The following is a 12101-nucleotide window of genomic DNA, read 5'->3' on the forward strand; positions in this document are numbered from 1 at the left end:
CATCATGGCATTGCTAATTTTAGTCCCAAGCTCGATTATCGGTGGGCATGAGTTTCAAAGTGTTGAGTTCATTAATCAAATATATAAACATGAGAAAAGTGAAATAAGTAATACTTTCATTGAATGCGGAAATAAAAAAGTTCTTAATGAAATAGAATTTAGCGATGTGAATAAAGATTATTTTGAATTCCCTCAAGGGTCTTTATTTTCGCTATTATCACAAAGTAGATTTTTAAAAAAACATCTAGAGGGTATTGTTCGCAATAAAAAGATACATAAAGTAATGATCTGTGGAGGTACAATTGAAAGTATTATTTTCTATTCATACTTAATAAAATCTATAAACAAAAATATTAAAACTATTGGTTATGTACCAATGGTAGTTGATAAAAAAATATTGCGGCCATTGATCGGGGTTTTGCAAAATATAATTCTAAGACTAGCATGTGCAAATGTTGATACAGTTATTACTATTAACAGAATTCAAGCATACTTGATTAAAGAATTTTATAATAAAAAATCTTTAATCCTTCCAAACGTAGTTGATAAATTGCCATTAGTTAATGAAGACCGAGGCAAAAGATTAGTATATTGTGGTAGGCTTGACAATATTCAAAAAAATATAATTAATTTAATTAATTTATTAGATAGACATGATAATCCATTTAAGGATTTTATTATCATCGGGGGGGGGCCTGAAGAACAATTAATTAGAAGTATGTGCAGCGAAGCAAAATATATTAATATAAAAATGTTAGGATGGCTAGATACAAAAACACTTCACTCGCATTTAGGTTGTAATGACGTACTCATAATGAATTCTCGCTGGGAAGGTGAACCGTTGGTTGTAAGGGAGTTTTCATCATGCGGACTTCCTGTAATAGCACGAGATATACCTGGTTTTAGAGGCGTTACGTTCAAAAAATATAGATATCAATCCCAGGCTGATTTAATAAAAATTTTGAATGATAATTTTTATAGTTTTAAATATAAGCCCTCACTTAAAGAATCTTTAATTGCGAGCAGGCGAGAGAGAGTTATTGCTTTTATAATTAAGGGGCAAAGTAGTGAAATTGATTAAAAACCCCAAGTTCTTATTTTTATTGTTATTTCTAATAGCGAATATTTATTCATTTATTCATTATTATATAAATGGGAGTTTCTTAGGAGAAGTGTCGCAGTTCGAATATAATAATAAAGAAGCTGCGATGTATATTCTTATCCTTATTTTATTCTTCTATTGTTTCTTTATGGTTTTTTTATACCGCAGCCTCATTCATATTAGGATTAACCCCCTGATTTCAAATTTAAATAAGGTTAACTGGAATAGAAGTGAAGGCTTTTGGGGTTGGTTCGTAATTTTTATACAAACACTGTTTATCATTTATTTCACATTTACTGGGAGTTTTGGCGCAAATTCTACAAATCGAGAAGGTAGCATAATTTCTGCTTTCTGGGTTTTGATTTCACCAGACAATCTCTTTTTTATATATTATTGTGTTTTCAGAAAAAGTAAACTCGCTAAATATAATTGCGCCCTTGCTGTCCTCTCAAATATTTTAAGGGGATGGAGTTCTATTTTTATTTTTATTTTATTTGTTGAGCTTTGCCATAGGTACAGAGAAGGAAGATTGAGAATCGGTGTATTAGCAAAATTTGCGTTGATATTATTTCTGCTTTATCCTTTCATATTAGTTATTAAATATTCAATTCGTGACTCTTTAGCTTTGGGACAAAATTTTACTTCTGTTCTTTCTATTACATGGAGTTATGTTTTTAATAATGAAGGATTACTTGGTTACTTAAACGGATTAATCTTTGGTTTAGATCAGTTTTTTTCTCGCATCCAAATATTCTCTAATGCAACTGTATTATTTTCACTCAAGGATCAAATTTCAACGTACATTGATGCGCATGCAGTCAATAGCTTTTGGAATGAAGGAATATATGGTTTAATCTGGGATCGTATAATAGGTAATCCAAGTGCGAATAACTTAGGTGAGGTTTTTGCATATTTTATAGATCCACAAAGCATTTTAGGTAGTTGGAACTCAAACCCTACGTTCTTGTCTTGGATTTTCATCTATCCTTTTGAAATCGGCGTGTATTTGATTTTTGTTATAATGCTTTGTTTTCTCACTGTTATCTTAATAAAAAAAATAACTTCTGAAGAATTAGCGAATGACATGATTTGGTATATGTGGCTAATTTTAATTCTACCGGGATGGTTCGCCTCGTTCATTCTTTTGCTAAATACCTTGTTCTTATTCTATATTATTACGCTTTTTAAATTAAGTGGAAGGAGTGAACACGTCTGTGAATAATGTTATTATCAATATGTGGCATATTAAGAACACAAATGGGTTATTCTATTATTCTCTTGACTATATTAATAGTTTAGAAGAAACACATATGATTATCTTACGTAAAGGTTTTCCTGAAAATAAGGCTATTGATAGGCTAAAAGAAAAACACAACATAATTAATCTTAGTTTACTTCAGTATGTTATGTTTTTTTTCCACAGTTTTTTTTCTGATGTCTTTATTTTCACACCAAGTTCCCATCCTCTCCCATTCTTAAAAAAACAACTTATAATTGTCCATGATATGTATCCTTTTACAGGTAATAAAGGATGGTTGAAAACTATTTTGTTCAAAATGTCTATAAAATCAGCAAAATGTAAAGTTGGATATATTAACTCTTCCTCAGTCAAAAAGGATCTTATTGAGATATCTATTCCTGAAGATAAACTTTTGTTCTGTCCGAATAAGTTTCCAATTAAAAGTGAACCATCTATTACATTAATGCCTGCAAATGATACCGTAATGAAAATAGGATTGGTTGGCACTGATTCCGACAAAAAAAATTATCATGAACTATTTACACAAGTGCGCCGTCTTAACTTAGAGAAAAAATTTAAATTCTTAATTTATGGTCATGATACCGAATACTATAAAAAATTGCGTAGTAGCTTTCAGGATTTGGACATCTCTCTGATCAGAAGCGATAATTGTCAATTAGAATTTTTCTTCGCCAAAGTTAATGCTCTCATTTCTGTTTGCAGTATGGAAGGTTTTGGCAGACCAATCGCAACAGCACTTGTTAATAACCTCCCCACGCATCTCATAAGATGCGATGTATTTGAAGAATTTTTTGAGGGAGGTGCATATTTTTATCAAAACATTGATGATTTGCTTTTCGGAGTTCAAAAATCCACAGTAAATAGTCCGTTGAAAAGCTATTCCCCCCCCGTTCGTGTTTTGAATGCGTATGAATCAGCAGTTGAATTTATTAAGGCCGGAAGATAACAAATATGTTATACATTGCAGTTGTTTCACATAAACATTATAACATTATTAATGAGCTAAATTGTCTTGCAAAAGTTTCCACACTGCCTGATGTTAAAGTCATCGTTAAAGACAATTATGGTGAAGCTAGATTAAAAATATATTGCGAAGAGAATGGCATCCAGTATTACGATGAAAATAGAGGTTTAGGTTTTGGTGCAAACAACAACTTTATTTTTAAGAAAATTAGGGGGCGGGCGCAGGAGGATGATTTCTTTTTAATTTTAAACCCTGATGTTTATGTCGAAACTGATGCTTTATTATCTCTCATCTATAATATGAGAGAGAGAGGTATTTCTTGCGCAACTATAAATCTATATAATGACGAAGGATTTACTACTTTTGATAATTCAGTAAGAAAATTTCCCACGCCATTAACATTTTTAGGCTCCTATCTTTTAGGGCGAAATAACAGCATTGAAGATAAAACTAAATTTTCTCCTGTCCAGGAAATTGAATGGTGTGCTGGTTCGTTCATTATCCTTAACATCAAAACTTTCGATTTACTTAATGGTTTTGATGAAAAATTCTTCATGTATTGTGAGGATATTGATCTGTGTTGGAGAATTAAATTCATTCTCAAAAGCAAGTTATATTGCTTCGCTGATATAAAAGCAATTCACTACGCTAGATTTAATAATAGGCGACTGTTTTCCAAACATTTCTATTGGCATTTAAAAAGCATTTGTATTTACTTGATAAAAACATATAAGTGGAAACTTTTCGGGCGGTAATTACTATGACAAAACACGATTTGGTTCCTGTAATATTATGTGGTGGCAATGGTTCTCGCCTTTGGCCGCTTTCTCGTGAATTATATCCAAAACAATTTCTAAGTTTCGATGGCAAATCCACTATGTTGGAAAAAACGCTTGAAAGACTAAATGGGCTTGAATGTAGCCATCCTTTTGTTATTTGTAATGAAGAACATAGATTCATTGTGGCTGAGCAATTAAGAGCAAAAAATAAGCTTTCCAAGAATATTTTGCTTGAACCGGTTGGTAGAAACACAGCCCCTGCAATAGCTTTAGCTGCTATGTATCATAAAAAAAACTCGTTACTGCTAGTATTGCCTGCGGATCATTCGATAAACGATATTGAAGAGTTTCAGAAAACGTTAACTAAAGCCATTCCTTACGCTATGAGTGGGAAGTTAGTGACATTTGGGATCGCTCCCGATAAACCAGAAACAGGCTATGGATACATTAAGAGAGGGACTTCTCTTTCAAGTTGTTCCAGTGGGTTATGTTTTAAGGTAGATTCTTTTGTAGAAAAGCCTGATCTTCTTACCGCTCAGTCGTATCTAGATTCCGGAGAGTATTACTGGAATAGTGGGATGTTTTTATTTAATGCAGGAAAATATCTTGAAGAATTAAAAAAATATCGTCCTGATATTTATGAATCTTGCCATAGATGTATGGGTGATAATAGTTTGGATTTTGATTTTATAAGAGTCAATGAGGAGTTTTTCACTGCTTGTGCATCAGAATCCATCGATTATGCTGTAATGGAAAATACCGAGGATGCTGTTGTAATCCCAATGTCGGCAGAGTGGAGCGATGTTGGGTCTTGGGCTGCTCTTTGGGAATTAAGCACTAAAGATGATAACAATAACGCGATAAATGGTGATGTGATTTGTCTCTCATCAGAGAATAATTATATTTATGCCGAATCATCTTTAGTCACCACAATCGGCATAAATAATTTAGCCATTGTTCAAACTAAAGATGCACTTCTAATTTCTGCTCTTTCTTCCGTACAGGATGTAAAAAAAGTAGTCGATCGCATTAAATCTGAAGGAAGAAACGAGCATCACACTCATCTTGAAGTATTCCGTCCTTGGGGTAAATACAACTCTATAGATTCTGGTCAAAGGTATCAGGTTAAGCGAATTACTATTAAACCTGGTGAGGGAATGTCTTTGCAGCTTCATCATCATCGAGCTGAACATTGGATTATTGTGTCTGGAACAGCACAAGTTACAATTAATGAATTGACGAAGCTCCTTACTGAAAATGAGTCGGTTTACATACCAATAGGTACGAAACATTCTATTCATAATCCTGGTAAAATTTCCTTGGAAATTATAGAGGTAAGATCAGGGACTTATCTTGATGAAGATGACATTATCCGCCTTACAGATAGATATGGGCATTCATAATATATGAAAAATATTAAAGAGTTAACAAGCTTTAAAGCCTACGATATTCGCGGCAAGCTGGGCGAAGAGCTGAATGAAGACATCGCGTGGCGCATTGGCCGCGCGTATGGCGAATATTTAAAACCGCAGACCATCGTGCTGGGCGGCGACGTGCGTCTGACCAGCGAGTCCCTTAAGCTGGCTCTGGCGAAAGGGCTGCAGGACGCGGGCGTGGACGTGCTGGATATTGGCCTTTCCGGGACCGAGGAGATTTACTTTGCCACCTTCCACCTGGGCGTGGACGGCGGTATTGAAGTGACGGCCAGCCACAACCCGATGGACTACAACGGGATGAAGCTGGTGCGCAAGGGCGCCCGTCCTATCAGCGGCGACACCGGCCTGCGCGACGTGCAGCGCCTGGCGGAAGCCAACGACTTTCCGCCGGTGAACGACGCGAAGCGCGGCAGCTACAAAAAAATCAACCTGCAGAAAGAGTACATCGACCACCTGCTGGGCTACATCAACGTGGCGAACCTCAAGCCGCTGAAGCTGGTCATCAACTCCGGTAACGGCGCGGCCGGCCCGGTGGTGGACGCGCTGGAAGCCCGCTTTAAGGCGCTGAACGTGCCGGTGACCTTCGTCAAGGTGCACAACACCCCGGACGGCAACTTCCCGAACGGTATTCCTAACCCGCTGCTGCCGGAGTGCCGCGACGACACCCGCAACGCGGTGATTGAGCACGGTGCGGACATGGGCATCGCCTTTGACGGTGACTTCGACCGCTGCTTCCTGTTCGACGAGAAAGGGCAGTTCATCGAGGGCTACTACATTGTCGGCCTGCTGGCGGAAGCGTTCCTCGAGAAAAACCCGGGCGCGAAAATCATTCATGACCCGCGCCTTTCCTGGAACACCGTCGACGTGGTGTCTGCCGCAGGCGGCACGCCGGTGATGTCCAAAACCGGCCACGCCTTCATCAAAGAGCGTATGCGCGAAGAAGACGCCATCTACGGCGGCGAGATGAGTGCCCACCACTACTTCCGTGATTTTGCCTACTGCGACAGCGGGATGATCCCGTGGCTGCTGGTGACCGAGCTGCTGTGCCTGAAGGGGCAGACGCTGGGCGAACTGGTGCGCGACCGCATGGCGGCGTTCCCGGCGAGCGGGGAGATCAACAGCAAGCTGGCGCAGCCGGCCGAGGCCATTGCCCGCGTGGAGCAGCACTTTGCGATCCACGCGCTGGAAATTGACCGTACGGACGGGATCAGCATGGCGTTCCCGCAGTGGCGCTTTAACCTGCGCTCGTCCAACACCGAGCCGGTGGTGCGCCTGAACGTGGAGTCCCGTGCTGACACGGCGCTGATGGAAGAGAAAACGCAAGAAATTCTGGCTTTGCTCAGGAAGTGAGGGTCTGCCGCCAGCGTATTTCTGGCGGCTTGACTGTACCTGGATTGTGCAATCAGTGTGACATAGATCAGCAAAAGCTATTCATGTCACCTAATACTGAGTTAACATCTCAACCACATTTCAAGCCGCGCATAAGCCGTGGTGACCACACCTGACAGGAGTATGTAATGTCCAAGCAACAGATCGGCGTTGTCGGTATGGCAGTGATGGGGCGCAACCTGGCGCTCAACATCGAAAGCCGTGGTTATACCGTCTCCGTTTTCAACCGCTCCCGTGATAAGACCGAAGAAGTGATTGCCGAGAACCCAGGCAAGAAACTGGTTCCTTTCTATACGGTGAAAGAGTTCGTTGAGTCTCTGGAAACGCCTCGTCGTATCCTGTTAATGGTGAAAGCGGGCGCAGGTACCGATGCAGCTATCGATTCCCTGAAGCCTTACCTTGAAAAAGGTGACATCATCATTGATGGCGGTAACACCTTCTTCCAGGACACCATTCGTCGTAACCGTGAGCTGTCTGCTGAAGGCTTCAACTTCATCGGTACCGGGGTTTCCGGTGGTGAAGAGGGCGCCCTAAAAGGCCCATCTATCATGCCTGGCGGCCAGAAAGATGCGTACGAACTGGTTGCGCCTATCCTGACAAAAATCGCAGCCGTGGCTGAAGATGGTGAGCCTTGCGTAACCTATATCGGTGCAGACGGTGCAGGTCACTATGTGAAAATGGTGCACAACGGCATCGAATACGGCGACATGCAGCTGATTGCTGAAGCTTATTCCCTGCTGAAAGGCGGTCTGAACCTTTCTAACGAAGAGCTGGCTGAAACCTTTACCGAGTGGAACAAAGGCGAGCTGAACAGCTACCTGATCGACATCACCAAAGATATCTTCACGAAGAAAGATGAAGAGGGTAAATACCTGGTTGATGTGATTCTGGATGAAGCTGCGAACAAAGGTACCGGTAAATGGACCAGCCAGAGCTCTCTGGATTTGGGCGAACCGCTGTCTCTGATCACCGAATCCGTCTTCGCGCGTTACATTTCTTCTCTGAAAGAGCAGCGCGTCGCGGCATCTAAAGTACTATCTGGCCCGCAGGCTAAACCAGCGGGTGATAAAGCCGAATTCGTTGAGAAAGTGCGCCGTGCACTGTACCTGGGTAAAATCGTTTCTTACGCGCAGGGCTTCTCTCAGCTGCGTGCGGCGTCAGACGAGAACAACTGGGATCTGAACTACGGTGAAATCGCGAAGATCTTCCGCGCGGGTTGCATCATTCGTGCGCAGTTCCTGCAGAAAATCACCGATGCCTATGCTGAAAACGCCGGTATCGCCAACCTGCTGCTGGCACCGTACTTCAAGAAGATTGCGGATGAATATCAGCAGGCGCTGCGTGACGTGGTTGCCTACGCTGTCCAGAACGGGATCCCGGTTCCGACCTTCTCTGCTGCAGTAGCCTACTACGACAGCTACCGTGCTGCTGTGCTGCCAGCTAACCTGATTCAGGCACAGCGTGACTACTTCGGTGCGCATACTTACAAACGTACCGATAAAGAAGGCGTGTTCCATACCGAATGGATGGAATAAGTTAACTTATTCGCTGTAATCAAAACCCGGAGCATGTCTCCGGGTTTTTTTATGCAAAAAGTGTCGCCTGTTATTCGAAGTAGTCTGAATCTCGCCCCGCTCGTAGTGATTACTCCTGGTTTGCCTTGACAGTTCAGTTTGCCAGGAGGTACAAAGCCCAACAGTTATGTTTATCGCGATGGTCTGGCGGCCATCAGTACAGTTAACTCACAGAAGTCATTAGCGAATGAAAATAACAATCTCCGGAACAGGGTATGTCGGTCTTTCTAACGGCATTCTGATTGCCCAGAATCATGAAGTGGTTGCGCTGGATATCGTGCAGGCCAAAGTGGATATGCTCAATCAGAAAAAATCGCCGATTGTGGATAAAGAAATCCAGGACTATCTCAGCAATAAATCGCTGAATTTCCGCGCCACGACAGATAAAGAAGATGCATACCGCGATGCGGATTACGTCATCATTGCGACGCCTACTGACTACGATCCTAAAACCAATTACTTCAACACCTCAACTGTAGAAGCGGTTATCAAAGACGTTATCGCGATTAACCCTGACACGGTGATGGTTATTAAATCGACCATTCCTGTTGGGTTTACCAAATCTATTAAAGAAAAGTTCGGTATTGATAATATCTTCTTCTCGCCTGAATTCCTGCGTGAGGGGAGAGCGCTTTACGATAACCTGCATCCTTCGCGTATCGTCATTGGCGAACGTTCAGAGCGCGCTGAACGCTTTGCTGCGCTGCTTCAGGAAGGCGCAGTGAAGAAAGATATTCAGGTGCTGTTCACCGACTCCACCGAAGCTGAGGCGATTAAGCTCTTCGCGAATACCTACCTGGCAATGCGGGTAGCTTATTTCAATGAGCTAGACAGCTATGCAGAGAGTCTTGGCCTGAATACCCGCCAGATTATTGAAGGTGTGTGTCTCGACCCGCGTATTGGCAACCACTACAACAACCCGTCATTTGGCTACGGCGGCTATTGCCTGCCAAAAGATACTAAACAATTGCTGGCAAACTATCAGGCTGTGCCGAACAACCTCATTTCGGCGATTGTTGACGCTAACCGTACACGTAAAGATTTCATCTCCGATTCCATCCTTGCGCGTCAACCGAAAGTGGTCGGCGTATACCGTCTGATCATGAAGAGTGGCTCCGATAACTTCCGCGCCTCTTCCATTCAGGGGATCATGAAGCGCATTAAGGCGAAAGGGGTTGAGGTTGTTATCTATGAGCCTGCCATGCCGGACGATCAGTTCTTCAATTCCCGGGTGATCCGCGATCTGGATGCCTTTAAGAAAGAAGCCGATGTCATCATTTCAAACCGCATGGCGGAAGAGCTGGCTGACGTGGCGGATAAGGTTTATACCCGCGATCTGTTTGGTAGCGACTGATTCTCTGCGTTATTTTGTAAAAAACCCGGCTGAATTGCCGGGTTTTTTATTTTCAAACCTTGTAGAAATCGCGGTACCAGCCGACGAAGTTCTTCACCCCATCTTTAACCGAGGTTTGCGGTTTAAATCCGATCACTTCATAAAGTGCCTGGGTATCGGCACTGGTTTCCAGAACATCGCCTGGCTGGAGAGGCAGCATGTTTTTCTCGGCTTTTTTACCCAGCGCGTCTTCCAGCGCGGTAATGTAATCCATCAGTTCTACTGGCGAGCTGTTACCGATGTTGTAGACCCGGTAAGGCGCTGAACTGGTTGCCGGGGAGCCGGTCTCAACGGTCCAGTTTGTGTCTGACTGAGGAATAACATCCTGCAGACGAATAATTGCTTCAGCGATGTCATCAATGTACGTGAAGTCGCGCTTCATTTTACCGTAGTTATAGACATCGATGCTTTTGCCCTCAATGATCGCCTTAGTAAACTTAAATAGCGCCATGTCCGGACGTCCCCACGGACCATATACGGTGAAGAAGCGCAGGCCGGTGGTCGGCAAGTTGTATAGATGCGAATAGGTGTGCGACATCAGCTCATTGGCTTTTTTGGTCGCGGCATAGAGTGAGACCGGGTGATCCACGGAATCGTCAGTCGAGAAGGGCATCTTGCGGTTGAGGCCATATACGGAGCTGGATGAGGCATAAAGCAGATGCTGCACGTTATTATGGCGGCAGCCTTCCAGCACATTGAGATGGCCAATAAGGTTGGCGTCCGCGTACGCGTGAGGGTTTTCCAGGGAGTAACGTACGCCCGCCTGAGCGGCCAGATGAATCACACGATCAAACTTTTCACTTGCGAAAAGCGTGGCCATACCTACCCGATCAGCTAATTCCAGCTTGTGGAAGGTGAAACTCTCAGATTTTAACAGTTCCAGGCGCGCCAGCTTCAGGTTGACATCGTAGTATTCATTGAGGTTATCGATACCAACAACCTGATGACCGGCCTCAAGGAGGCGTTTACTGACATTCGCACCGATAAAACCTGCAGCGCCCGTGACTAAAAATTTCATAGCTTCCCTCATAAACCCTATTCTATAGATGCCGTAACGCATCACATGGCGTCTATGATAGCGCGAAGGGTGTAAGTTACATAACCCATCTTTCCGATATTACTCATCGGATTCTTATAGAAAAATCGCCAGTAATGGATAAACTATACAAACAAAATTATGTTTGCCCTTTTTTTATCAGTTAGGGATTGTATGACGCAAAATAACAATAGCCAGGTCAGCCGAAGCAATGACCTGGAGCAAATTGATTTACTTGATTTAGTGCTGCAGCTGTGGCGTGGGAAGTGGGTGGTAGCAACCTTTGTTGTTGTTTGTATCGCCCTGGCAATTGGATATTTATCCGTTGCTAAAGAAAAGTGGACCTCTAGTGCAATCATTGCACAACCTGACGCAGCTCAGATTGCCACCTATTCTAATGCGTTGAATATTCTGTACGGTACCGCCGCACCTACAATGACTGACAACCAAACGCGCGCTATCGGCCGTTTTAGCGCCTCATTCTCGGCATTGTCACAGGCGCTTGAAAATCAGGCTGAGCCTGAAAAACTGACGATTGAGCCCAAGGTTAAAGATCAGCCGCTCCCGTTAATTGTATCGTATACCAGTACATCGGCAGAAGCCGCGCAAAAGCAGCTAGCGCAGTACATTCAGCAGGTTGATGAGCAAACGGCTAAAGAACTCGCCGCTGACCTTAATGACAATATTAAGGAGCAGATAAAGACCCTGAACGATTCTCTGAAAAACCAGGAGAGGGTAGCTCAGGAGCAAAAAGATCTGCGTATCAAACAGATTGCTGAGGCGTTAAAGAACGCTGAAGCGGCGAAAATTACCTCGCCTCAGCTTCAGCAAACCCAGGAAGTGACTCAGGAAACCATGTTCCTGCTGGGAAGTGAGGGGCTGAAATCAATGATTGACAACGAAGCTTCTCTCCCGTTGGTCTTCCCAAGAGCCTATTATCAGACCAGGCGAAATCTGCTGGACATCCAGAATCTGAATGTAAACCCGGAAACGATCCACGTTTACCGTTATGTCATGAAGCCGGAACTCCCTGTGCGTCGTGACAGCCCGAAAAAAGTGATTGTTCTGATTCTTGCTGTACTGCTGGGCGGGTTGCTTGGTTCCGGTTTTGTGCTTGGCCGCAACGCATTGCGCAACTACAAACCAAAAGTCTGATTTGCAGATTAA

10 protein-coding genes are annotated in these 12101 nt (G+C 43.1%); 9 read left to right on the plus strand and 1 reads right to left on the minus strand.

The features are described from left to right. The first annotated feature begins 4 nt into the window (after positions 1-4). From AC27FC_RS01280 to ugd, 8 genes are all read left to right on the plus strand, one after another. Entirely contained in the window at positions 5-1081 is a 1077-nt protein-coding gene (locus AC27FC_RS01280; RefSeq protein ID WP_126327788.1) for a glycosyltransferase, read from the plus strand. Then, positions 1068-2324 (plus strand): oligosaccharide repeat unit polymerase, encoded by a 1257-nt coding sequence (gene wzy, locus AC27FC_RS01285; protein ID WP_126327789.1) that lies wholly within the window; start codon positions 1068-1070, stop codon positions 2322-2324. Before AC27FC_RS01280 ends, wzy begins: the two co-directional genes overlap by 14 nt. Next, positions 2317-3309 (plus strand): glycosyltransferase family protein, encoded by a 993-nt coding sequence (locus AC27FC_RS01290; RefSeq protein WP_126327790.1) that lies wholly within the window; start codon positions 2317-2319, stop codon positions 3307-3309. The genes wzy and AC27FC_RS01290 overlap by 8 nt, the downstream gene beginning before the upstream one ends. Positions 3310-3314: 5 nt before the next feature. Continuing rightward, the gene (locus AC27FC_RS01295) at positions 3315-4082 is read left to right on the plus strand and encodes a glycosyltransferase (RefSeq protein WP_126327791.1); all 768 of its coding nucleotides are present in this window, start codon (positions 3315-3317) and stop codon (positions 4080-4082) included. 5 nt (positions 4083-4087) lie between these two features. Then, positions 4088-5509, plus strand: coding sequence for a mannose-1-phosphate guanylyltransferase/mannose-6-phosphate isomerase (locus AC27FC_RS01300; RefSeq protein WP_112778439.1), 1422 nt, complete (start codon positions 4088-4090; stop codon positions 5507-5509). 12 nt (positions 5510-5521) lie between these two features. Beyond that, on the plus strand, positions 5522-6892 hold the full coding sequence (cpsG, locus tag AC27FC_RS01305) for a colanic acid biosynthesis phosphomannomutase CpsG (RefSeq protein WP_232938330.1): 1371 nt from the start codon (positions 5522-5524) through the stop codon (positions 6890-6892). A 167-nt stretch (positions 6893-7059) separates the two neighbouring features. After that, entirely contained in the window at positions 7060-8466 is a 1407-nt protein-coding gene (gene gndA, locus AC27FC_RS01310; RefSeq protein ID WP_024908082.1) for an NADP-dependent phosphogluconate dehydrogenase, read from the plus strand. 226 nt (positions 8467-8692) lie between these two features. Continuing rightward, positions 8693-9859 (plus strand): UDP-glucose 6-dehydrogenase, encoded by a 1167-nt coding sequence (gene ugd / locus AC27FC_RS01315; protein WP_112778164.1) that lies wholly within the window; start codon positions 8693-8695, stop codon positions 9857-9859. A gap of 52 nt (positions 9860-9911) precedes the next feature. Here the strand turns inward: ugd and AC27FC_RS01320 are convergent, their stop codons facing one another. Further along, positions 9912-10916 carry an NAD-dependent epimerase gene (locus tag AC27FC_RS01320; RefSeq protein ID WP_196354208.1) on the minus strand — a complete coding sequence of 335 codons (1005 nt, stop codon included), beginning with the start codon at positions 10914-10916 and terminating at the stop codon, positions 9912-9914. A gap of 192 nt (positions 10917-11108) precedes the next feature. Here AC27FC_RS01320 and wzzB point away from each other — a divergent pair, with 192 nt between their 5' ends. Beyond that, a complete protein-coding gene (gene wzzB, locus AC27FC_RS01325; protein ID WP_112778166.1) occupies positions 11109-12089 on the plus strand; it encodes an LPS O-antigen chain length determinant protein WzzB in 981 nt (326 codons plus the stop codon). Positions 12090-12101: the final 12 nt, after the last annotated feature.

This window comes from Enterobacter sp. C3_dUdeg, from assembly GCF_057536195.1.